The following is a 22,255-nucleotide window of genomic DNA, read 5'->3' as shown; positions in this document are numbered from 1 at the left end:
GCCTGCGAGGATGGCCGGATGGCGAAGGACGACAAGCCCGGCCGCGTCGGGCGCCCCCGGGCCGTGCCCGACGCCGGGTCGACGCTGAGCCCGCGCGAGCAGATCCTCGACGCCGCCGCCGCGCTCTTCGCGGAGCACGGCCTGAGCGGCACGTCGACGCGCGCGATCGCCGAGCGGGTCGGGATCCGCCAGGCGTCCCTCTACTACCACTTCGCCGGCAAGGACGACCTGCTCGTCGAGCTGCTCACGCGCTCCGTGCGCCCCAGCCTCGACGTGGTCCGCGGGATCGAGGAGCTCGTGCCCGAGCGCGCGTCCGCGGCCGCCGCGCTGCACGCGCTCGTGATGGTCGACTTCCGCACGCTCGCCGACACCCCGCACAACATCGGCACGCTCTACCTGCTGCCCGAGGTGCAGGGCGAGCGGTACGACGGCTTCCGCCAGCAGCGGCGCGAGCTGCAGGAGGCCTACGGGCGCATCGGCACGGCCGCGGCGAGCGCCGAGGTGCGCGCGACGATCGGGCCGGAGGCGCTGGGGGCCGTGCTGATCCAGCTGGCCGAGCTCGTGATCCAGCTCCGCCGCCGCGGCGAGCCCGACGACGCCGACCGCGACGCCATCGCCGCCACGTGCCTGCGCGCGTGCGGGCTCGGGACCGCGGAGATCGCCGAGGCGCGTCGCGAGGCGGAGGAGCTGCGGGCCGTCACCGCCTGAGGCCGGGCGCGCGCTGCCGCCTGGCCGCGTCAGCCGATCCGCGCCAGCAGCTCGAGCGACCGCTCCAGCACGAGGGCCGTGGCGACCGGATCCGACGACGGCAGCGACGCGTCCGTGAAGAGGTGCGCGTCGCCGTCGTAGACGAACACCTCGGCGAGGTCCGGTCCGACGACCGCCGCCAGCTCGCGCGCGGCCTCGAGGTCGCCCTCGCTCGCGAAGAACGGATCCCGCGCCATGCCGTGCACCTGCACCGGCACGCCCGCGGGCCACGGGCCGTACGCCCAGTCGGCGGACAGCGACACGAACGACTCGTAGAGGAGCGCGCCGCGGGCACCCGGGCGGGTCTGCGCGAGGCGCTGCGCGATGGATCCGCCCCAGGAGGAGCCCGCGTACACGAGCTCGGCAGGCAGCCCGGCGAGCGCGCGGTCGGTGCGCTCGGCGACGACGTGGTCGGCGAGGCCCGCCATGAGCGCGAGGCCCGCCTCGATCGACTCGGGGAGCGCCCCGTCGAACAGGTCGGGCACGTGCACGACGTGCCCGCCGTCGCGGAGCGCGTCGGCGAACGCGTGCACGCCGGGGGTCGCGCCCTGCACGTGGTGGAACAGCACGATCTCGGCCATGGGCGCGCCTCTCGTCGTCCGCGCCGGGCGCGGGTCCGAGCGCTCCGTCGCGGGGCGCCCTGCGGCCACCCTAGGCAGGCGGGTCAGCGCGCGGAAGGGCGATCGTCGTCGCGGCCGGGCGCGAGGTGCGCCCCGAAGGACGCGCGCCGGGCCTCGTCGACGGCGTCGTCGAAGCGGAGGTCGGGGTCGCCGAGCTGGGCGATCACGGCGAGCGCGTGGATCCGCACCCGGGCGTCCGCCGCGCGCCGCGACCGATCGAGCACCGGCAGCGCGGCCCGGCCCACGCTCGCGAAGGCCCGCGCGAGGCTGGCCTGCGTGTCCCGGCCGCCGCGGCCGAGCTGCGACGCGAGCTGCTGGGAGAGCCAGCGGGCGCCGGCCGGGTCGCGGTCGCCGTCGACGAGGCCCGACGCCGTGCGCCAGGCCGTGCGCGCGACGTGGTCGTCCGGATCCCGCAGCAGCGCCGGCGTGATCGCGGGCAGCGCGCGCCGGTCGCCGATCTTGGAGAGCGTGTGCAGCGCCTGGCTGCGGGCCTGCGGGATGGGCGAGGCGAGCTCCGCGATGAGCGGCGGGATCGTGGCCTCCGGGTCGTGCCGGATGAGCGCCCACGTGAGCATCTCGCGCACGTTGAGGTCGGGCTCGACGCGGCAGCGGTGGATCAGCCCCTCGACGAGCGCGGGATCCGGCCGGGTGCCCGCGGTGAGCGCGGCCTGCAGCCGGGCCGACGCGTCGGGCGCGCGGAGGGCGGCGGCCAGGCGCGCGGCGATCTCGGCGTCGGCGGGGCGGCCGGGGCGCTCCGGCTCGGGCGTCCCGCCGTCGCGCGCGGCGTCCGTCACAGCACGTCCTCGACGCCGGCGAGCACCCGGTCCGGGTCCTCGAGCTGCATGTCGTGGTGGATCCCCGGCAGCCGCCGCACGTCCCACCCGGCGCCCTCCAGCTCGGCCGCGTACGCGTCCGGCAGCACGGCGGGCGCATCGTCGGAGAGGACGATCGTCGACGGCACGGCGGGCGCGCTCACCGCGAGCGGGTGGAAGGCGACGTCGCGGAACACGCCGACCGCCATGCCGCGGTCGAAGCGCCCCTGCGCGGCGGCGAGCGATGCGCGGACGGCGGCGGGGTAGGCCGCGCGCACGCGGGCGGCGGCGCGGGCCCGCGGGATCTGCGCGGCGGCGAGCCCCACGAGCGGCGCCGCCCAGAACAGGCGGCCGCGGATCCCCGTGGTCGGCAGCGCGAGCCGGAACCCGGGGTCGAGGTAGATCGCCCGGGCGGGCTCGAGGCGGGCGACGGCGCGCACCAGCACGGATCCGCCGAGCGAGTGCCCGACGACCGCGTCGAGCCCGCGCGGCAGGGACGCGGCGACGTCGTCGGCCATGTCCTCGACGCCGTAGCCGGACGCCCGGTCGCTCTCCCCGTGCCCCCGCAGGTCGACGGTCGTGACGGTGAACCGGCCGGTGGCGACGAGCCGGTCGACGACGGGCGCCCAGGTCGCGCCGTCCGCGCCGAGGCCGTGGACGAGGCCGACGTGGCGCGCGCCGGAACCGGTGGTGACGCGGTGCAGCTGCATGGGTCCAGTGTCCTCCGGAGGGAGGCCCGCCGCCGAGCGCGGGACGGCCCCGCATCCGTCACGGATGCGGGGCCGTCGGTCGAGCCTCCGAGCGGATGCGGCGCTACAGCGTCGCCGCCGCCGGGTCCCAGTCCTCGGCCAGCGGCGTCGGCTTCTCGACGGTCGACGCCACCATCACGACCTCGCGGCTCTCGGCCGCGTCGGAGATCGCGAGCAGCACGTCGAGCACGTGCGCCGCGACCTCGCCGGATGCGCGCACCGGGTCGCCGCCGCGGATGCTGCGCGCGAGGTCCAGCACGCCGGATCCCCGGCCGTACGTGGATCCCACCGCCGTCAGCGTCTCGGGCTCCTGCTGCCCGAAGCGCCACAGCTGGCTGTCGCCCTCGAAGGTGTTCGGATCGGGGAGCACGATGGTGCCCTCGCTGCCCGAGATCTCGACGAAGCCCATGCGCGGCAGCGCGTTCTGGAAGCTGAAGGTCGACTGCGCCGACTGCCCGCCCGCGAACGAGATGAGCGCCGCGTGGTGCGTCGGCACCTCCACCGGGAACTCGGTGCCCTGGCGGGGTCCGCTGCCGATGGTGCGCGTGGTGCGCGAGGTCGAGGAGACCGCGCTCACCGTCTCGGCCGCGCCGAACGCGTGCACGAGCGTGGTGACGTAGTACGGGCCCATGTCGAACAGGGGTCCGGCGCCGCGCGCGAACAGGAACTCGGGGTTCGGGTGCCAGGCGTCGGGGCCGGGAACGTGGAAGAGCGTCGTCGCCGTGAGCGGCTCGCCGATGTCGCCGCGGGCGATGGCGCGCATGGCCGACTGGATCCCCGCGCCGAGCACGGTGTCGGGCGCGCACGCGACCTGCACGCCGGCCGCGCGTGCCGCCTCGAGCAGGTCCTGGCCGGACGCGTGGTCGAGCGCCAGGGGCTTCTCGCTCCACACGTGCTTGCCGGCCGCGACGATCCGCCGGCCGACCTCCGCGTGGGTGGCGGGCAGCGTGAGGTTCACGACGATCTCGATCTCGTCCATGCGCAAGAGCTCGTCGACCGTGCCGTGGTGCGGCACGCCGTGCTCCTCGGCGCGTGCGCGGGCGCGGTCGAGGTCGATGTCGGCGACGAACAGGACCTCGAGGTCCGGCATCGCCGTCATGTTCTCCAGGTAGGTGCCCGAGATGACGCCCGCGCCGATGACGCCGACGCCGACGCGGCCGGTGCCGCCGGTCACTTGTCGTTCTCCGCGAGCCAGGCGAAGGACGCCGCGATGCCGTCGAAGACGTCCCCGGCGTAGTCGTCGAACTCGACGACGCGCAGCGCGTGCGGTGCGGCCGCGAGCACGGCGGCGACGTCGACGTCGCCCTGGCCGGCGGGCTCCTGCATCTTGAAGGCCTGCGCGAGCTCCGGGGGCACGACGAGCGCGGACTCGGCGCTCGGCAGCACCTTGGCGATGGCGTCGGAGATCTTGCCGTCCTTCACGTGCAGGAATTGCACGCGGTCGCCGAGCCGGCGGAGGAGGGCGGGGGTGTCCATGCCGCCGACGGTCGACCAGAAGGTGTCGAGCTCGAGGACGACGTCGGCGTTGAGGCGCTCCACGAAGAGCTCGTAGACGGGGCGTCCGTCGACCGTGTTCGCGAACTCCCACTGGTGGTTGTGGTAGCCGAAGGCGAGCCCGCGCGCGGCGGCCTGCACCTGCAGCTCGTTGACGCGGTCGGCGATCCGGTGCGCGTCGTCGGCGGTCTGCCAGCGCTCGGAGGGGATGAACGGGTCGATGACCGTCTGGATCCCGAGCTTCGCGGCGGCGTCGAAGGTGCGGGCGGCCTGGTCGTCGTCGCCGTCGATGACGGGCGCGTGGCCGGAGGGCGCGGTGACGCCGGACGCGGCGAACGCGGCGGCGAACTCGTCGGCGCGCTCGACGAACGCGTACGGCTCGACCAGCGTGTAGCCGATCTCGGCGACGCGGGCGACGGCGCCCTGCAGGTCGGCGGAGACGGCGTCGCGGACCGTGTAGAGCTGGACGGAGGGGGCGGACATGGTCGCTCCTTTCAGGAGGGTGACTGGTGGCCCACGGCCGCCGCACGCTCCCGCCGTCGCGTACGACGGCTGAGCCACGATGCCCGCAGGGTTCGACCGGCGCGAGACGCGCCGTGCCGTCAAACCTACCGTCGGTCGGGGTCCGGATCCCAGGGGGGCGGGCGACGGATCGTGGTCGATGTCGGACGCCGGTGCCAGGCTGGCGGCACCCGCTCGACGACGAGAGAAGGAGCACGCCATGAGGATCCGGCAGACGATCGTGGTGCTCGACGCACCGGACCTGGCCGCGGAGAGCGCCTTCTGGGCCGGCCTCCTCGACGGCGAGGTGCGCGTGGGCGGCGACTGGCACTACGTGTCCTTCGACGCCGACTGGCAGATCGGGATCCAGCCCGCGCCCGACTTCGTGCCGCCCGTCTGGCCGGGCGAGGGGCCGCGCCAGCAGCAGCAGATCCACCTCGACTTCTACGTCGACGACCTCGACGTGGAGCGCGAGCGCGTGCTCGCCCTCGGCGGCCGCCTGCTCCAGCCCGCCGAAGACCCGACGGCGCCCGACCGCTTCGACGTGTACGCGGATCCGGCGGGGCACCTGTTCTGCCTGTGCATCTCGAGCGAGGGCGCGGGGGCCTGAGGCGGAGCGCATCGGACTGGGCGGCCTGTCCGGCAGGCGTCACCCCGATGACGACCTCGACGGATCCGCAGCACCGGTGCCCTAGCGTGGATGCCTCGTGGATCGCGCCCGACGACCCGCTCATCGGCCGAGGAGGCACCGGATGGTGACGCCCTTCCGGCCCGGATCCCGCGCCGATCCCCGCCCCGCCACCACGGTCCGCGTCACCCGCCTCGTGCACCGGGGCCTCACCGTGCGGATCAGCACGCTCGGCAGCCCCGGCGACCGCGCCTTCGTGCTCGTCCCCGGCATCGGCGTGAGCTCCGACTACTTCGAGCGCCTCGCCCCGCGCCTCGACGCGCGGGGCACCGTGCACGCGCTCGACCTGCCGGGCTTCGCGGGCGTGCGGCACCCGGGCCGGGCGATCGGCATCCGCGAGTACGCCGACCTCGTCGGCGCCGCGATCGACGGGCTCGGCCTCGACGACCCCGTGCTCGTCGGCCACTCGATGGGCACGCAGGTGGTGGCGGACCTCGCGGCGCGGCGCCCGGGGATCAGCACGGTGGTGCTCATCAGCCCCGTCGTCGACCCGGCCGCGCGCCGGGTGCCCCGCGCGGCCCTCCGCTTCCTGCGCTCCTCGGTGCGCGAGCCGAGCCGGATCAAGGTGCTCGCCGTCCGCGCCTACCTCGTGTGCGGCGTGCGCTGGTTCCTCCGCGTGCTGCCGCGCATGATGCGGTACCCGATCGAGGCCCGCCTGCCGGACATCCGCGCGAGCACGCTCGTGATCCGCGGCGAGCACGACGCCGTCGCCCCGCGCGCGTGGGTGGAGGACATGGGACGCCTGCTCCCCCGGGCCCGGCTATGGGAGATCCCGGGCGCCGCGCACTCGGTGATGCACGCGCACGCCGACGAGGTCGCCCGCCTCTGCCTCGCGCACCTCGAGCGGCGGCCGGGCGACGGCTCCTCCACGGCGGACGCGTCGGCCGAGCTCCGCCGGTACCCGGAGGGCGAGGAGCACGACGACGACGAGCAGGCGGACTTCGCGCCCACGCTCGGCGACTCGATCCGCGGCCTCCGCGCGCAGCTCGCCGAGGGCATCGCGATCCGTCGCGACGACGACGCCGTGATCGGCCGCGCCAAGACCGCGCACGCCGAGGCCATGGCGGATGCGGCGGAGCGGGCTCGACGCCGCCGCGCTCGGGGGCGCAGCCGCTCCTCCCGTTAGCGCGGGGTCCGGCCCGCCTCCTCGCGGGCGCCGGTCGTGGTCGACCCTCCGCGCGTCGCCTGCTCCAGGGCCGCGAGCCGCGCCTCGATCCGCTCGGTCGCCCGCCGGGTCCGCACCGCGGAGACCGCGATCACGATGGCGAGCACGAGGCACGCGAGGGGGACCAGCAGGGACACGAGGCTGCCGAGCAGGAGCCCGGCCATCGGTCCTCCCGGCACGTCCGGCGCCCGGAAGCCCTCCAGCGTGGGGGCGTCGAAGGCCGTGAGGGCGATGAGGGCGAGTGCGGTGATGGGGTCCTCCAGGGCTGGGCGGGCGCGTCCGGGCGACGCTACCCGGGGCCGCGGGCGGGCGGAAGGGGTCGACGGGCGAGGCGCGTCCGTGCGAGTCGCGTCCGTGCGACGAGGCGCGCCCGACCGGGCGGCGGATCCGTCAGCCGCGCCCCCGCACGGCGCCGAACGCGTGCAGCCCCAGCTCGTCCGCGAGCCGCTGCGCGAGCCGCGCGCCGCGGACGCTCGTGCCCTGGTCGTCGAGGGGCGGGCTGAAGACGGTGGCGCCCATCCGGCCGGGAGCGGCGAGCACGATGGCGCCGGAGACGCTCGACTTCGCGGGCACGCCGACCCGCCGCATCCACCGGCCGGAGCCGTCGTAGACGCCGCACGTGGCCATGACCGAGACCGTGTCACGCGCGACCTGCCGGGGGACACGCGAGACCCCGTGAGCGGGTTACGCCCTCCGCACGCGAGCGTCGCACCCATCGCCGCCAGGATCTCCGCGCTCACCCGCACCGCGCACGCCCGGGCGTAGGCGGCGACGGCGTCGTCGGCCGAGACGTGCAGCGTGCCCTCCGAGCGCATCAGGTGGGCGAGCGCGTGGTTGCGGTCGCCGAGGAGCTGCTCGCACTCGGCGACCTCCTCGTCGACCTCGAGCTCCCGACCGGCGAAGGCGCTGAGGCCCGCGAGGATCCGCGCGGTGCGCTCCTCGAGGGAGGATCCGCGGACGAGGCTCGCCGTGAGGATCGCGCCCGCGTTCACCATCGGGTTCGGCGGCCGGCCGGTGCCGCTCTCCAGCTTGATCGCGTCGAACGCCTCGCCCGTCGGCTCGATGCCGACCTCGTCGAGCGCGTCGCCGTCGGTGTCGGCGAGCGCCAGCGCGAAGAGGAACGGCTTGACCGCCGACTGGATGGAGAAGGGGTGCGCGCTGTCGCCCGCGGCGTGCGTGCGGCCGTCGGGCGTGACGAGCGCGATGCCGGAGAGCGACGGATCCGCGTCCGCGAGCTGCGGGATGCTGTCGTCGACCCGGCCGCCGTCCTCGTCGGCGACTCCGGCGAGCAGCGCATCGAGGTCGAGCGCGTGGGCGGCGTCGTGGGCGGGATCGTGCGGGACGGATCCGGGAGCGGGCATGCCCCCACCCTGCCAGCGGGCGCGACGGGCGGTCGTGTCGCGGATCGCGTCGGCCGGCCGTACCGGCGTCATCACCGCGATGGAGGAGGAAGGCCCGGCCTCCGTGCACGGAGGGCCGGGCGAGTGCGGGCATCTCCCCCCGGAGACGCCCACTCCATGCGTGGACCGCCCACCCGAAGGGCTGATCCCGCTGGTTGACAACGTAGGCCAAACGCCGGATGCATGCATCTGCATCGACGTTCTGCGGCTAGTCCAGTCGGTCAGCCGATGGTGTCGCGCGGATCGCGGAGGAGCTGCGAGCGGCGGGCGGGGTGCCGACAGGGCCGGTCTCCCGGGGCGCCGCAGCCGGCGGGCGACATCGCGCAGGAGCCCGCGGGGCCCGTCAGTCCAGGGCCCACACCCACAGCTCGTCGCCCCAGAAGACGAGGAGGACGACCAGCGCGACCACGGCCAGCACGGCGCCGGCCGCGGAGACGTCCACCGATGCGCGGCGTCTCCCCGAGATCCACAGCAGCCGGGCCGCGACGACGGCCACCGGCACCATGACGAGGGGACCGAAGATGACCGCCATGACCGTCGTGCCTCCGACGACATGCGAGAGCCCCGGCGGCAGGAACGTGGAGACGTCGCCGCCCCGGACGCCGTAGGCCGCCTCCCCGTCGGTCGACGTCACGCCCGAGGCGGCCAGTCCGACCACGTGGAAGACGTTGCTCCCGAGCACGAGGACGGCCGCGGCGAGCAGGGCCGGACCCAGCCAGCGCGGCGCACCCGACGGCGCGGTCGACGGCTGCTCCGGACCTCGGCCGGCGGGAACGGATCGATCTGCCACACGCCGAGCGTCCCGCTGACGCGACGACGACGGAAGCCGTGCGCGAGCTGTCCGTCGGACGTTCATCGCGCCGACCCCTGGCGGGACCGGAGGCCGCCGGCGATGGGGCCGGGGCGGCTACCCGCCGCCACGGGCGCGCGCGCCGCTCTGCGCGGCGCAGCGGGACGGATCAGCGGAAGTCGCCCACCTGTCGCTCGACCGGGACCGTCCCCGGCACGATGACGTCGCCCGTGTGGGCGGTGGTGACCGTCTCGATCAGGACGATCTCCACCTCCTCGTCCGCGACCGGGTTGTGCTGCACGCCGCGGGGCACGACATGGAACTGGCCGGGACCCAGCACGACCTCCTGGTCGTCGGGCAGCTGGATGCGCAGGCGACCCGAGACGACGAGGAACATCTCGTCCTCGGCGTCGTGCGCGTGCCACGTCAGCTCACCGAGCAGCTTCGCGACCTTCACGTACTGGTCGTTCACCCGCCCGACGACCCGCGGGGTCCAGTGCGCGGTCACCTCGCGGAGCTCGGCGGCGATGTCGGTCACGGGAGGATGCGTCATGCCCCCATCCTCGGTGATGGACCGTCCGCGCGACGGCACCCGACCGGGACACCCGACCGCCCCGCCCGGCAGGTGATCCGCCGCCGTCCGCGGATCACCCGCCGTCCGCGGGCCGGAGCGACGACCAGACCTCGACGACGCCCTCGCCGTACTCGGCGTCCGCCTCGGCCTGCCGCGTGCCGTCGTCGTGGATGACCTGCACCGACGCGCGGCCCCGGTACTCGCCGAGCGAGAGCGGCCCGTCGGGGGTGCCCATCTGGCGCGCGTAGTCCTCGATGGCGCGGGCGACCGCCTCGGCGTTCCCGGGATCGCCCGGTGTCGGCTCGGGGAGGGGGGCCTCGGTGGACGGGGCCCGTGGATCGTAGGACTCGGGCGTGCGCGTGAGGGTGAACGTCGTCCCGTCCCACGTGCCGAAGACCTCGTAGTCGCCCCAGGTGCTGCCCGACTGGCTCTCCTCGTCGTCGACGTCCGCCCAGTCCCACCCCTCGATGGGCGGGCCGCCGCACGTGGGCGGGAGGGACTGGCCGACGCCGCCCAGGCACAGCTCCGCGCCCTGCCCGCTGTCGAGGACGAAGGTCCGCGCGGTCAACTCATCGGCCGGGCGCTCCGGGGCGGTGGGGGCGGAGATGGGAGCGGTGTCGGCGGATCCCGCGGCGCATCCGCCGAGCAGGGCGACGGCGACGATCAGCGGCGCGACCGCGGCGGGGGACCTCATGGGGTCAGCCTGCGGTCGGCCGAGGCCGGCCCGTACTCCCCACTTCGGGGCCCGGCGACGGATCACCCGGACGAGGCGCGAGCCGCCGCCGCGACCGCCGCCGCGACGAGCTCCCCGTCGGTCGCGTCGTGCGCGGCCTCGCCGCCGCCCGGGCCCACGCGCGTCGCGACCACGCGCCGCCGGGCCGAGAGGTGGATCGCGTCGACGCCCGCGCGCACGAGCCCGGGGATCGCGTCGACCGTCACGCCCCCGCCGGCCTGGATCTCGAGCCGCCCGTCCGCGCGCGCCACCAGCTCCGCGAGCGCCGGCACCCCGTCGCCCGCCCGCTCCGCGCCGCCGGACGTGAGCACGCGGCCGACCCCCGCGGCGAGGAGCGCGTCGAGGGCTTCGAGCCGGTCGTCGACGGCGTCGATCGCCCGGTGGAACGTGAGGACCGCGTCGCCGGTCGCATCGACGAGCCGCGCGAGGAGGTCCCAGTCGACCCGCCCGTCGTCGGTGAGCCCGCCCGAGACGATGCCCGCGGCCCCCGCGGCGAGCGCCGCCCGCACGTCGCGCAGCATGACCGCGCGCTCGTCGGCGTCGTGCACGAACCCGCCGGACCGCGGCCGCACGAGGACGTGGACGGGCACCCCGGTCGCCACCGCGCTCTCGACGAGCCCGATGCTCGGGGTCACGCCGCCCGTCGCGGCGAGCGCGGAGCACAGCTCGACGCGGTCGGCGCCCGCTGCCGCCGCGATGCGCGCGGAGGCGGCGTCCTGCACGGCGATCTCCACCGCGACGCGTCGGGCACGGGACGGGTCGAGGGGGCGCGGCATGGGCCCATGCAAGCACGGGCGCCCGGATCCGGCCGCGCCGCAGATGAAGAACATGTTTATGCAAGCGCGATTTAACACGGCGCGTGCCTGCGCGGGCCCCGGCGCTCGGAGCATGGGTGCCACCCGCCGCCCGCATCGCGACCCCCAGGAGACACCGTCATGGCCGACATCACCCGCCGCACCGCCATCGGGCTGGGAGGGGCCTTCGGCCTCACCGCGCTCCTCGCCGCCTGCGCCTCCGGATCCAGCGGCGGTGGCGGCCCCGCCACCGCCGACCTCCGCGTCTGGATGATGACCGACTCGGTCTCCCAGGACGCGCGCGACTGGCTGAAGAGGACGTTCGAGGAGCAGCACCCCGGATCCACGCTCACCATCGAGCTGCAGGTCTGGGACGGCATCGTCTCGAAGCTCCAGACCTCGCTCGCGAGCGCCGACTCCACCCCCGACATCATCGAGCTCGGCAACACGCAGGCCCCCACCTTCTGCGCGGTCGGGGCCCTCACCAGCCTCGAGGACATGAAGGAGGAGCTCGGCGGATCCAGCCTCACGCAGTCGCTCGTGGAGCTCGGCTCGCACGACGGGCAGATGTACGCGGCGCCCTTCTACGCGGGCAGCCGCCTGTTCTTCTACCGCAAGGACATGTTCCAGGAGGCGGGCGTCGCGATCCCCACGACCGTCGACGAGCTCACCGCCGCCGCCGCGACCCTCCAGGCCGCGCACGCGGACGACCCGTCGTTCTCGGGCCTGTACCTCCCCGGCATCTCGTGGCAGTCGGCGCTCGCGTGGCAGTTCACCGAGGGCGGCCGCCTCGCCGAGCAGGACGGCGACACCTGGAAGGGCTCGCTCTCCAGCCCCGAGAGCCAGAAGGCGTTCCAGGCGCTGCAGACGATCTGGGAGACGGGATCCACCGCGGGCGGCGTCACCGACAGCGAGGTCGCCGAGAAGCCGTGGGTGCCGTTCAACGCGGGCGAGACCGCGATGTTCTTCGGCTTCAACTGGCACCTGGCGAACATCGACCAGGCGCTCGTCGACGCCGGGAACGTCGGCTACTTCGGCTTCCCGTCGGCCGCGGGCGGCGACGCCGGGCACCCGTTCGCGGGCGGATCCAACGTCGCCATCTCCGGCCGCTCCAAGAACCAGGACCTCGCCAAGGAGGTCATGCGGCTGATCTTCTCCCAGCCGTTCCAGGAGTACTTCGCCACCCAGGGCGGCTGGGTCCCCGGCAACCTCGACTACGCCGCCGCGCTCGGCAGCGACGAGCTCGCCACCCTCACCACGGAGGCCGTGCGCAACTCGGTGGGCACGCCCGCCGCGCAGAACTGGGCGCTCGTCGAGGGCGCGCGCGTGATCGACGACTTCTACGTCGCGGTCGCGGCCGGCGGCGACACCGTCGCGCTCGCCTCCGCGGCGGACGCCAAGCTCACGAGCCTCCTCGGCCCGGCGTGATCCGCCCGTGAGCGCCGTCCTCAGCACGTCCACCTCCACGCCGTCGCCCGCGCCGGCGCTCGAGGCGCCGCGCAGCCCCCGGACCGAGCGCCGGCTCGCGTGGGTGCTCGTCCTGCCCGCCATGGCGATCGTCGCGGTCGGCCTCGGCTACCCGCTGGCGCGGCAGGTGATCATGTCGTTCCAGCGCTTCGGCCTCGCGCAGCAGTTCGGGCAGGCGCCCGAGCTGGTGTGGCTCGACAACTACGCGCAGGTGCTCGGGGATCCGGCCTTCTGGGCCTCGCTCGGCCGGTCGGTGGGCTTCTGCCTCGCGTGCGCGGCCGCCACGGTGGTGGTCGGCACGGCGGGCGCGATGCTCTTGACGCAGGTGCGCCGGTCGATCGCGGTGAGCGTGCAGATCGTCATGCTCGTGGCCTGGGCCATGCCCGTGCTCAGCTCGCTGCAGGTGTTCCAGCTGCTGTTCGACCCGCGCAGCGGCGTCGTCGGCTACGTGCTCGGCCGGCTCGGCGCCGAGGGGATGGTGGGCTACAACTGGCTCTCGGACCCCGTGACGTTCTTCGTCGTGGCGGGCCTCCTCATCACGTGGATGAGCGTGCCGCTCGTGGTCTTCATGGTCTACGCGTCGGTGACGCAGCTCGACGAGTCGATGATGGAGGCCGCGCAGCTCGACGGCGCCGACGGCCGCCAGCGCTTCGTGCACATCGTGGCGCCGTCCGTGGCCCCCGTGCTCCTGCTCGTGAGCCTGCTGCAGGTGATCTGGGACCTGCGGGTGTTCACGCAGATCCACATCCTGCAGCAGAGCAGCGGCATCACCGACCAGACGAACGTGCTCGGCACGTTCGTCTACCAGATCGGGCTCTCCGGCGGGAACTACGGCGTCGCCTCGGCCGCCGCCATGGTCATGCTCGCCGTCAGCCTGCTGCTCACCTGGCGCTACATCCGAGCGCTCCTGACCGAGGGGGACGGCCGATGACCGCGACCATCGCACGCACGACGACCGCCGCCGACGCCGCCACCGCGCCTCCCGCCGCGTCGGCCGCCGGGGCGCCGCCCGCCTCCCGCGCCCCCCGCGCGCGCCGCCGCCGCTCCCCCGGCCGCGTCGCGCTCGACATCGTGGCGATCGCGTTCGGCCTGGTCTGGCTGTTCCCCGTCTACTGGATGGTGGACGCGGCCTTCCTCACCTCCGAGCAGCTGTCGTCGCGCACGCCCACGTGGATCCCCCTCGGCGGCACGGTCGAGCACTTCGCGCGCGTGCTGGGCGACGGCCGCTTCTGGTCGGCGCTGCGGATGAGCACGCTCATCGCGCTCGTCGTCGTGGCCGGCTCGCTCGCGTTCGGCGTGGTCGCGGCGTTCGCGCTCAGCCGGTTCCGCTTCCGGGGGCGCACCTCGATGATCGTCGCCGTGCTCGTGATCCAGATGATCCCCGCGGAGGCGCTCTTCATCTCGCAGTACCGCATGCTCGACGGCTGGGGCCTGCTCAACTCGGTGCTCGGCCTGAGCATCCTGTACCTCGCCGCCAACGTGCCGTTCACGATCTGGGTGCTCAAGGGCTTCGTCGACGGGATCCCCGTGGAGCTCGAGGAGGCCGCCATGCTCGACGGCTGCAGCCGCGTCGGCGCGTTCCGCCGGGTGACGCTGCCGCTGCTCGGATCCGGCCTCGTCGCCTCCAGCATCTTCAGCTTCCTGGCCGCCTGGAACGAGTACACGCTCGCGCTCGTGACGCTCTCCGCCGACGACAGCCGCACGCTGCCGCTCTGGTTGCAGGGCTTCCGGGGCCAGATGCAGGAGACCGACTGGGGCGGCATCATGGCAGGATCGACGCTCATGGCGCTCCCCGTGGTGATCCTCTTCCTCATCGTGCAGAAGCGCATGGCGACGGGCCTCACCGCGGGCGCGGTCAAGTGACGGACCTCCCGCGGCTCGAGCTGCGGGTCGCCCGGCCGGTCATCGCGTTCGACATCGGCGGCACGGACGTCAAGATCGCCGTCGTCGACGCGCGCGGCGAGGTCGTCGAGACCCGCTCGATCCGCACGCCCACCCATGACGCCGACGCGCTGGTCGCCGCGCTCGCCTCGGCCGTCGCGGACGCCGCGCGCGACCACCCGCGGGCCGCGCCCGCCGCGATCGGCGTGCACGTGGCCGGCGTCGTCGACGACGACCGCGGCGTGGTCGTGCTCGCCGAGCACGTGGGACTCCGCGAGGTGCCCATGCGCGACCTGCTGGCCGACGCCACCGGGCTGCCGGTCGCGTTCGGCAACGACGCGCGCGGCGCCGGGGTCGCCGAGTTCGAGATGGGCGCGGCCCGCGGCGCCCGCGACGCCGTCGTGGTGTCGATCGGCACGGGGATCGGCGCGGCCGTCTTCGTCGACGGCCGGCTCTACACGGCGGGCGGCCGCGGCGCCGAGCTCGGGCACATGCGCACGACGCCCGTGGGATCCGACGCGGGCGTCCGCTGCGCGTGCGGCGGATCCGGCTGCCTCGAGACCGTCGCCTCGGCCCAGGGCGTGGCCCGCGCGTACGCCCGCGCGACCGGGAGCGCGAGCGCCGAGGGCGGGTCGGCGCGCGTGTTCCGGGCCGCGGCCGACGGGGATCCCGTCGCGCAGCGGGTCGTCGACGCGTGCATCGACGCGCTGGCGCTCGCCTTCGCGCAGCTGACGGCGATCCTCTCCCCCGAGGTCGTCGTGGTCGCCGGCGGGCTGTCCCGCGCGGGCGAGCAGCTCCTCGGGCCGCTGCGCGAGCGGCTCGACTCCCTCCTCACGTTCCAGCGCCGCCCGCTCGTGGTGGCCGCGCGCTTCGGCGGGCAGGCCGGCGTCATCGCGTCGGCGCTCATCGCCGGGCGCCTTCCGGAGGCGGCCGACGGCGACGCCGCCGTGCCCGCGTCCCTCGCGAGCGCGGCCGCCGCGCCGGTCGTCGGCGGATGACCGTCCCGCCGCCGACGGGTCCGCCGGGTCCGCCCGGACCACCCGCCGCGCGCCCGCCCGAGCGCCTGCTCGGCGGAGGCCGCCTGCCCCCGCCGCCGCCGCGGATCCGCCGCCAGGTCCCCGACAGCGAGATCGCCGGGGAGACCGCGTCGGCGCTGCTCTACATGATCGCCACGGGCTCGGCCACGAACCGCGCCGACCTCGCCCGCACCCTCGGGCTGCCCCCGTCGACGATCACGGGGAAGATCACGCAGCTGCTGCGCTCCGGCCTCGTCGAGGAGCGCGGATCCGGCGACCCGACGGGCGGCCGCCGCCCGCGCGTGCTGCACCTGCGCGACGACGCGGGCGTGATGCTCGCCGCCGACCTCGGACGCAGCCACGCCCGGCTCGCGCTCCTCAGCATGTCCGGCACCATCGTCGACGCGCGCACCATCCCCATCGACATCGGCGCCGGCCCGCTCGGCGTGCTCGCGCTGGTCGCCACGGCGCTGCGGGCGCTCGTCGCGGAGTCCGGGGACCCCGTCGTCCGCGGCGTCGGCATGTGCCTGCCGGGCCCGGTCGACACCGCGCGCGGCATGGTCGAGTCGCCCGCCTCGATGCCCGGCTGGCACCGCTTCGACGTCGTCGGCTGGCTCGCGGACGAGTTCGACGCCGTCGCCGTGGTCGACAACGACGCCAACATGATGGGCCTCGGCGAGCACGCCACCCTCGACCGCCGGGCCGCCGGATCCCGCGTGCGGGTGGGCAGCATGCTGTTCCTCAAGGCGGGCGCGTCCGTCGGCTGCGGCATCGTCATCAACGGCCACGTGTACCGCGGCGCCACCGCGCTGGCGGGCGACATCGCGCACGTGCGTGTCGCGGCGGCGGCGGGGATCCCGTGCAACTGCGGCAACAGCGGGTGCCTGGAGACGGTGGTCGGCGCCGCGGGCGTCGTCGCGGGGCTGCGCGCGGCGGGAGCCCCCGTGCGTGACCTGCCCGACGCCGTGCGGCTCGCCCACGACGGCGACGCGCGCGCGACCACGCAGCTGCGCCAGGCGGGGCGCACGGTCGGCGACACCCTCGCCGCGGTCGTCAACTTCTTCAACCCGGAGGTGGTGGTCATCGGCGGGATGCTGTCGACCGTCGAGCCGTTCGTCGCCGCCATCCGCTCGCAGCTCTACGAGAGCTGCCACCCGCTCGCGACGACGACGCTGCGGATCCAGCAGAGCGAGGCCGGCGTGGACGCGGGCGTGCTCGGCATCGGGCAGCTGTGCCTGCGGCGGGCGCTGGCGCGGCTGTACTGAGCCCCGCGTCCCGCGCCGTCAGATCGGGCGCGTCATCATGCGGGCGGAGAGATCGGGCGTCCCCGTCACCTCGTCGAACGGCACCATCGGCCGGACGATGCGGTGGTGGGGCAGCCGCGCGAGGTCCTGGTCGACGCCGCCGGGCGTGAGCGCCATCATCCAGTCGGCCGCCATCGCGTGCAGCTCGGGCTCGAGGTAGCCGATCTTCACGACCACGAGGTCGGCGGCCCTCGCGTCGATGCCGTTCCGCGTGAAGTCCGCCTCCAGGTGGTACGGCTTCCGCCGGGCCGTGAGGATCACGCGCAGGCCGCCCACGCGCACCACCGCCTCCACGTCGGCCGCGGGATCCCCCTCGGCGATGTGCTCGACCGTGCCGCGGATCTCGGCGGGCGGCGCCACCGTGTCGTCGACGAGCGCGCCCGCCCGCACGTCGACGCGCCCCCCGACGCCGGCCGCGACGCACGCGGCGACGGCACCCGGATCCGGGATCGACGCGTAGACCGCCTCGACCGCGCCCGACGCGATCTCCGGCCGCGCGAGCAGCGCGCGCAGGGTGCCCGTGGCGTCGCCCGCGCCGCCGGCCGTGGGGTTGTCGCCCGAGTCGCTCACGAAGAACGGCCGCGCGGCGCTCGCGACGGCCCGGTCGAGGCACTCGTCGAGCGTGCCGACGGGCGCCACGAAGGCGAAGTCGTCGCGCACGCGCCAGAGCTCGGCGGCCAGATCCTCGGCGGACGCCGCGACGACCTCCGCGTCGTCGCCGGTTACGACCACGGCCGCGTGGTTGCGCGGCTCGTCGGCCCACGCGTAGCCGATCCAGATCCCCGCGTCGATCACGCCGTCGCGCGCCGTGATCCCCGGGATCCGCCCGTACAGCCCCTTCGCCGGCTCGTCGCGCGTGCTGGTCTTCTCGCCCGGCAGCAGGATCGGCACGGGCACCCACGCGGTCGCCACCGGTTCCCGACGCCTCGGCCCCGTCAGCCGGTCGACGAGGTTCCGCACCGCGCGCTCCACGGTCTCGAGCGCGTCCTCGTGCGGCGCGAGGCGGTAGCAGGTGATGAGGTCGACCGAGCTCGCGAGCAGCGGCGTGACGTTCCCGTGCAGGTCCATGGTCGCCGAGACGATCGCGTCGGGGCCGACGAGCGTGCGGATCCGGCCGGCCAGCACGCCCTCGGGGTCGTCCGTGCCGATCACGCTCATCGCGCCGTGCACGTCGTAGAGCACGCCGTCGACCGGGCCGTCCTCGCGCAGCGTCCGCTCGAGCGCGCCGAGGAGGTCGTCGACGATCGCGCGGTGGTCGTCGGCCGGGACGGGGCCGCCGGGGATCGCGCGGAAGTGCGGCAGCGCCGTCCAGTCGGTGCGCTCACGGAGCGGGGATCCGGGCGCGAGGAACGGGTAGCGGGCGAGGTACGCGTCGCCCTCGGTGCGCACGAACTGGTCGACGCGGGTCACGGCGGGCGAGTACACGCTCGCCTCCAGCGACATGCCGAGCGAGACGATCCGGGGGCGGTGCGGCATGGGATCCCTTCCGTCCGGCGCGGGTCGGCGAGCGCCGCCCTCCTGCCGGGTCCTCCCACCATATGGACGGGGTCCCCGCGCCCCGGCGGCCGGCGGTTACGTCTCCGTTAAACCGGCGGCGAAGGAACGGCCGGCCCGGGGCGACGGCCCGCGCCGCACCTAGCGTGAGGGCACGGCCGACCGCCCGGCCGCCGGAACCGGAAGGCCGCCCATGCGCATCGGCGTCAGCTCCTACACGTTCGCCCCGGCCCTCGAGGCCGGCACCCTGACCGTCCCCGACGTGGTCGACCTCGTGGCCGACTCGGACGCCAGCCACCTGGAGATCTCGATCGCGGGCCTCGGCAGCGAGCTCGTCGACGATCCGGAGCTGGTCGCCGCGATCCGCGCCCGCGCCGACGAGCGCGGCGTCGAGCTCGCGAACTACGCGGTCGGCGCCGACTTCCTCGACCCCGACCTCGACGGGCAGGTCGCCCGGCTGCACGAGCACCTCCGGGTCGCGCACGAGCTCGGGATCCCGCTGCTCCGCCACGACGTGTTCGCGTGGTCCTGGCGCGAGGCCGACGACGACGCGTTCGAGCGCGCGTTCGCGACGATCGTGCCCGTCTGCCGCGACCTCGCCGACCACGCGGCGACGCTCGGCATCGCCACCACGGTCGAGAACCACGGCATGAGCATGAACGCGAGCGACCGGATCCTGCGCCTCGTCGAGGCCGTCGACCGTCCCGCCTTCCGCGTCACGCTCGACGTCGGCAACTCCCTGTGCGTCGACGAGGACCCGCTCACCGCCGTGCCGCGCCTCCTCCCCCACGCCGCCGTCGTCCACCTCAAGGACTTCGACGTGCGCGACGTGCCGCCGGACGACACGTGGATGACGACGCTCGGCGGGCGCGGGATCCGCGGCGCGGTCGTCGGATCCGGCGACCTCCCCATCGGCCCGCTCCTGGCGCTCGTCGCGGGCTCGGGCTTCGACGGCCCGGTCTCCATCGAGTTCGAGGGGCTCGAGGATCCGATGACCGGCTTCACGCAGGGCCTCGCCGCCGCGCAGCGCCTCGCCGCGGAGGTCTCCCGATGAGCGCGCCCGCCGCGGACGCGACGCCCGCCGCCCCCGTCCGCATCGGCGTCGTCGGCGCCGGCACCATCGCCGGCCTCCACCTCGCCGCGTATGCGCGGAACCCCGGCGTCGTCGTCGCGGGGATCTGCGACATCGACGGCGACCGCGCCGCGGCCCGCGCCGTCGAGCACGGCGCGACGCTCGTCGCCACCGACTTCCGCGCCTTCGTCGCCGACCCCGAGATCGACGCCGTGAGCGTCTGCACGCGCAACGACACCCACGCGGAGGTGGCGATCGCCGCGCTCGAGGCCGGGAAGAGCGTGCTGCTCGAGAAGCCCATGGCCGTCACGGTCGCGCAGGCCGAGGCCATCGTCGCGGCCGAGGCGGCGAGCGCCGGATCCGTGCAGGTCGGCTACGTGCGCCGCCACTCCTCGAACGCCGTCACCCTCAAGCGCTTCGTGGACGCGGGCGACCTCGGCCCGCTGTACTACGCGAAGGCCGTGTTCCTCCGCCAGGCGGGCGACCCCGGCGGCTGGTTCTCGAACCGCTCCGTCTCCGGCGGCGGCCCGCTCATCGACCTCGGCGTGCACTTCCTCGACATGGCCCTCTGGCTCATGGACTTCCCCGAGCCCGTCGCGGTGACGGGCTACACGTTCTCGCGGCTCGGCAGCCGCACGAACCTCCGCGGCCTCACGCGCTACCTCAGCGCGGACCAGACGCCGTCCGACGATCCCGTCGAGGACCTCGCGGGCGCCGTGGTGCGCTTCGCCTCCGGTGCGGTGCTCGCGATCGAGACCTCGTACTCGCTGCACGGCCGCGACAGCCAGTCGTTCGAGGTGTTCGGCGAGAAGGGCGGCGCGACGCTCGAGCCGGAGCTGCGGATCACGACGGAGCTGCACGACACGGCCGTGGAGATCACGCCGAACATCGACGCGCTGTCGTTCGACCTCGACGAGGGCTTCCAGGTCGAGATCGACACGTTCGTGCGGATGGTGCGCGGCGAGATCGCCCCCGTCGCGCCCGCCGCGCACGGGCTGCACCTCGCGCGGATCCTCGAGGCCGTCTACGCGTCAGCCGCGAGCGGCCGGGAGGTGCGGCTGGACTGACGGGGCGGGCGGCCGCGGTGCGGCACCGCGCCCGCGCCCCGCGCCCCGCGCCTCACGCCGGCTGCAGCAGCTCGCCCTCCTCGACGATCCGCCGCGACAGCACGCGGTACCCCTCCTTCTCGAAGAAGACGGTGATCCGGTCGTCCTCCGCGCTCATCACCGTGCCCGGGCCCCACTCGGCGTGGGTGACGGCGGACTGCGGCGAGTACGGGTCATCGGCGGAGGCCGTGGGAACCTCGGCGTCCGCGGCCGCCTCGCCCATCGCCGCGTCGTGCGCGTCGCCCGCCTCGAGCCGGTCGCACGCGTCGCAGTTCCCGCAGCGCTCCGGGGAGTCCTCGCCGAAGTAGCCGAGCAGGAACTGGCGGCGGCACTGCTGCGTCTCGGCGTAGCCGCGCATCATGTCGAGCCGTGACACCTCGATGCGCTCGCGCTCCTGCGCGACCCCCTTCGCGCGGGCGGCGGCCTCGCGGGGGTCCAGCTCCTCGCGCACGAACGCGCCGTCGCGGTCGGATCCGAGCACGCCCGCGTCCACGAGCAGGTTGAGGACGCCGCCGACCGTGCGCGCCGACATCCCGGCCCGCTCGGCGACCGCGGCCGGTCGCACGGGCCCGTCGACACCCGCCACCGCGACCGCCGCGTACACGTCGCGGAGGCTCGCCGGCCGGGGCGTGCGCGCCGCGAAGAAGCGGCGGAGGCCGAGGTCCTCGGCGCGGTAGTGCAGGATCCCCACGGCCGGCTCCCCGTCGCGACCCGCGCGCCCGACCTCCTGGTAGTACGCGTCGACCGACTCGGGCGGCGCCGCGTGGATCACGTACCGCACGGTCGGCTTGTCGATGCCCATGCCGAACGCGCTCGTCGCGACGACCACGTCCACGGCGTCCTCGTGGAACGCGGTCTGCACGCGCTCGCGCTCGGCCGCGGGCAGGCCCGCGTGGTACGCGTCGACGCGGAGGCCGGCCTCGCGGATCTCGTCCGCGTAGTCCTCGGCGTCCTTGCGCGTGGCCACGTAGACGAGGCCGGGCTGCGTCTGCTCGACCACGTGCGCGACGATCGCGCGCCGCTTCTCCGACTCCTCCGTGTGCCGCCGCACCTCGAGCCGGATGTTCGGCCGGTCGAACCCGCTGGACAGCACGAACGGGTCGCGCAGCCCGAGGCGCTCCTCGACCTCGGTGCGCACGGGCGTGGATCCGGTCGCCGTCATCGCGACGGTCGGCGGGTGCCCGAGCGCGTCGATCACGCCGCCGAGCCCCAGGTAGTCGGGCCGGAAGTCGTGGCCCCACGCCGCGACGCAGTGCGCCTCGTCGATCACCACGAGCGACACCCCGCGCGCCACCAGTCGCTCGACGACCTCGTCGCGCGCCAGCTGCTCGGGCGTGAGGAACACGATCCGCGCGCCCGGCTCCTCCACGGTCGCCCACGCCTCCTCGAGCGCCGCCCCGCGGATGGTGCTGTTGATCACGCGGGCCGGCGGCGCGGCGGGCGCGTCCTCGAGGTTCTGCACCTGGTCGGCCTGCAGCGCGATGAGCGGCGAGACGACGACGGTCAGGCCGTCCAGCAGCACGGTCGCCACCTGGTAGATCGCGGACTTGCCGTAGCCCGTGGGCATCACGACGAGCGCGTCGCGTCCGCGGACGAGCGGGCCGATCGTGCGCACCTGGCCGTCGTGCAGCTCGTCCCACCCGAACGACTCGCGGGCGACGCGCAGGGCGTCCTCGGGTTCGGGGCCGGGCGCGGGCTCGGGGACGATGGCCGGATCCTCGGCGGCGGGCCGCTCGTCGGCGGTGCGGTCGTGCGCGGTGCGGGTGCTCGTGCTCGTACGGGTCGCGCGGGTCGGGCCCGCCGCGGTGCGGTTCTGCTTCACCTCCCCACTGAACGCCGCGACCCGAG

At 75.2% G+C, this 22,255-nt stretch carries 22 protein-coding genes and 1 pseudogene; 10 read left to right on the top strand and 13 right to left on the bottom strand.

The window, feature by feature from the left end; translation table 11 throughout:
* Nucleotides 1-18: 18 nt before the first annotated feature.
* Nucleotides 19-708, top strand: coding sequence for a TetR/AcrR family transcriptional regulator (locus tag BFL37_RS14110; protein ID WP_086515697.1), 690 nt, complete (start codon nt 19-21; stop codon nt 706-708).
* 29 nt (nt 709-737) lie between these two features.
* Here the strand turns inward: BFL37_RS14110 and BFL37_RS14105 are convergent, their stop codons facing one another.
* The 5 genes from BFL37_RS14105 to BFL37_RS14085 all read right to left on the bottom strand — a co-directional run bounded on the left by BFL37_RS14105 (nt 738) and on the right by BFL37_RS14085 (nt 4,905).
* On the bottom strand, nt 738-1,328 hold the full coding sequence (locus tag BFL37_RS14105; protein ID WP_086515696.1) for a dienelactone hydrolase family protein: 591 nt from the start codon (nt 1,326-1,328) through the stop codon (nt 738-740).
* Nucleotides 1,329-1,411: 83 nt separating this feature from the next.
* Complete coding sequence (locus BFL37_RS14100) at nt 1,412-2,161, bottom strand: HEAT repeat domain-containing protein (protein WP_241534090.1); 750 nt, start codon at nt 2,159-2,161, stop codon at nt 1,412-1,414.
* Nucleotides 2,158-2,889, bottom strand: a complete 732-nt coding sequence (locus BFL37_RS14095; protein WP_086515695.1) for an alpha/beta hydrolase — start codon at nt 2,887-2,889, stop codon at nt 2,158-2,160. The genes BFL37_RS14100 and BFL37_RS14095 overlap by 4 nt, the downstream gene beginning before the upstream one ends.
* Nucleotides 2,890-2,992: 103 nt before the next feature.
* Nucleotides 2,993-4,102 carry a Gfo/Idh/MocA family protein gene (locus BFL37_RS14090; protein ID WP_086515694.1) on the bottom strand — a complete coding sequence of 370 codons (1,110 nt, stop codon included), beginning with the start codon at nt 4,100-4,102 and terminating at the stop codon, nt 2,993-2,995.
* Entirely contained in the window at nt 4,099-4,905 is an 807-nt protein-coding gene (locus BFL37_RS14085) for a sugar phosphate isomerase/epimerase family protein (protein ID WP_086515693.1), read from the bottom strand. The genes BFL37_RS14090 and BFL37_RS14085 overlap by 4 nt, the downstream gene beginning before the upstream one ends.
* A 238-nt stretch (nt 4,906-5,143) precedes the next feature.
* Here BFL37_RS14085 and BFL37_RS14080 point away from each other — a divergent pair, with 238 nt between their 5' ends.
* Both BFL37_RS14080 and BFL37_RS14075 read left to right on the top strand, forming a co-directional pair.
* Nucleotides 5,144-5,533: a VOC family protein gene (locus BFL37_RS14080; RefSeq protein ID WP_086515692.1), complete on the top strand. Its 390-nt coding sequence runs from the start codon at nt 5,144-5,146 to the stop codon at nt 5,531-5,533.
* Nucleotides 5,534-5,675: 142 nt separating this feature from the next.
* Nucleotides 5,676-6,737 carry an alpha/beta fold hydrolase gene (locus BFL37_RS14075; protein ID WP_086515691.1) on the top strand — a complete coding sequence of 354 codons (1,062 nt, stop codon included), beginning with the start codon at nt 5,676-5,678 and terminating at the stop codon, nt 6,735-6,737.
* On the opposite strand, the gene BFL37_RS14070 is transcribed toward BFL37_RS14075, so the two are convergent.
* The 6 genes and pseudogenes from BFL37_RS14070 to BFL37_RS14045 all read right to left on the bottom strand — a co-directional run bounded on the left by BFL37_RS14070 (nt 6,734) and on the right by BFL37_RS14045 (nt 11,049).
* Nucleotides 6,734-6,940, bottom strand: a complete 207-nt coding sequence (locus tag BFL37_RS14070) for a hypothetical protein (protein WP_086515690.1) — start codon at nt 6,938-6,940, stop codon at nt 6,734-6,736. The genes BFL37_RS14075 and BFL37_RS14070 overlap by 4 nt on opposite strands.
* Nucleotides 6,941-7,166: 226 nt before the next feature.
* Nucleotides 7,167-8,137: pseudogene (glsA, locus tag BFL37_RS14065) on the bottom strand (glutaminase A).
* Between the two features lie 382 nt (nt 8,138-8,519).
* The gene (locus BFL37_RS14060) at nt 8,520-8,966 is read right to left on the bottom strand and encodes a hypothetical protein (protein WP_086515689.1); all 447 of its coding nucleotides are present in this window, start codon (nt 8,964-8,966) and stop codon (nt 8,520-8,522) included.
* A gap of 169 nt (nt 8,967-9,135) precedes the next feature.
* On the bottom strand, nt 9,136-9,519 hold the full coding sequence (locus tag BFL37_RS14055; RefSeq protein ID WP_086515688.1) for a cupin domain-containing protein: 384 nt from the start codon (nt 9,517-9,519) through the stop codon (nt 9,136-9,138).
* 94 nt (nt 9,520-9,613) lie between these two features.
* Nucleotides 9,614-10,234 carry a hypothetical protein gene (locus BFL37_RS14050; RefSeq protein ID WP_086515687.1) on the bottom strand — a complete coding sequence of 207 codons (621 nt, stop codon included), beginning with the start codon at nt 10,232-10,234 and terminating at the stop codon, nt 9,614-9,616.
* 62 nt (nt 10,235-10,296) lie between these two features.
* The gene (locus tag BFL37_RS14045; protein WP_086515686.1) at nt 10,297-11,049 is read right to left on the bottom strand and encodes a copper homeostasis protein CutC; all 753 of its coding nucleotides are present in this window, start codon (nt 11,047-11,049) and stop codon (nt 10,297-10,299) included.
* Nucleotides 11,050-11,208: 159 nt separating this feature from the next.
* Between BFL37_RS14045 and BFL37_RS14040 the strand changes: the two genes are divergently transcribed.
* From BFL37_RS14040 to BFL37_RS14020, 5 genes are read left to right on the top strand one after another with little or no spacing between them, the layout of a single operon-like run.
* Complete coding sequence (locus BFL37_RS14040; protein WP_086515685.1) at nt 11,209-12,495, top strand: extracellular solute-binding protein; 1,287 nt, start codon at nt 11,209-11,211, stop codon at nt 12,493-12,495.
* A 7-nt stretch (nt 12,496-12,502) separates the two neighbouring features.
* Nucleotides 12,503-13,465, top strand: a complete 963-nt coding sequence (locus BFL37_RS14035) for a carbohydrate ABC transporter permease (RefSeq protein WP_241534089.1) — start codon at nt 12,503-12,505, stop codon at nt 13,463-13,465.
* Entirely contained in the window at nt 13,462-14,397 is a 936-nt protein-coding gene (locus BFL37_RS14030; RefSeq protein ID WP_086515684.1) for a carbohydrate ABC transporter permease, read from the top strand. Before BFL37_RS14035 ends, BFL37_RS14030 begins: the two co-directional genes overlap by 4 nt.
* Nucleotides 14,394-15,413, top strand: a complete 1,020-nt coding sequence (locus BFL37_RS14025; protein ID WP_206601279.1) for an ROK family protein — start codon at nt 14,394-14,396, stop codon at nt 15,411-15,413. The genes BFL37_RS14030 and BFL37_RS14025 overlap by 4 nt, the downstream gene beginning before the upstream one ends.
* A complete protein-coding gene (locus tag BFL37_RS14020; RefSeq protein ID WP_086515683.1) occupies nt 15,410-16,696 on the top strand; it encodes an ROK family transcriptional regulator in 1,287 nt (428 codons plus the stop codon). Before BFL37_RS14025 ends, BFL37_RS14020 begins: the two co-directional genes overlap by 4 nt.
* An 18-nt stretch (nt 16,697-16,714) precedes the next feature.
* On the opposite strand, the gene BFL37_RS14015 is transcribed toward BFL37_RS14020, so the two are convergent.
* Entirely contained in the window at nt 16,715-18,211 is a 1,497-nt protein-coding gene (locus BFL37_RS14015) for a M81 family metallopeptidase (protein WP_086515682.1), read from the bottom strand.
* 211 nt (nt 18,212-18,422) lie between these two features.
* Here BFL37_RS14015 and BFL37_RS14010 point away from each other — a divergent pair, with 211 nt between their 5' ends.
* Together BFL37_RS14010 and BFL37_RS14005 are read left to right on the top strand one after the other, a co-directional pair.
* Nucleotides 18,423-19,283 carry a sugar phosphate isomerase/epimerase family protein gene (locus BFL37_RS14010; RefSeq protein ID WP_086515681.1) on the top strand — a complete coding sequence of 287 codons (861 nt, stop codon included), beginning with the start codon at nt 18,423-18,425 and terminating at the stop codon, nt 19,281-19,283.
* On the top strand, nt 19,280-20,368 hold the full coding sequence (locus tag BFL37_RS14005; protein WP_086515680.1) for a Gfo/Idh/MocA family protein: 1,089 nt from the start codon (nt 19,280-19,282) through the stop codon (nt 20,366-20,368). Before BFL37_RS14010 ends, BFL37_RS14005 begins: the two co-directional genes overlap by 4 nt.
* 52 nt (nt 20,369-20,420) lie before the next feature.
* Here BFL37_RS14005 and BFL37_RS14000 read toward each other — a convergent pair whose 3' ends face one another.
* A complete protein-coding gene (locus BFL37_RS14000; RefSeq protein WP_086515679.1) occupies nt 20,421-22,229 on the bottom strand; it encodes a RecQ family ATP-dependent DNA helicase in 1,809 nt (602 codons plus the stop codon).
* Nucleotides 22,230-22,255: the final 26 nt, after the last annotated feature.

Origin of the sequence: Clavibacter michiganensis (assembly GCF_002151125.1) — a bacterium.
Taxonomy (GTDB): Bacteria; Actinomycetota; Actinomycetes; order Actinomycetales; family Microbacteriaceae; genus Clavibacter; species Clavibacter michiganensis_C.
The sequence above is the reverse complement of the archived record's forward strand: the minus strand, read 5'-3'. Positions and strand labels throughout refer to the sequence as shown.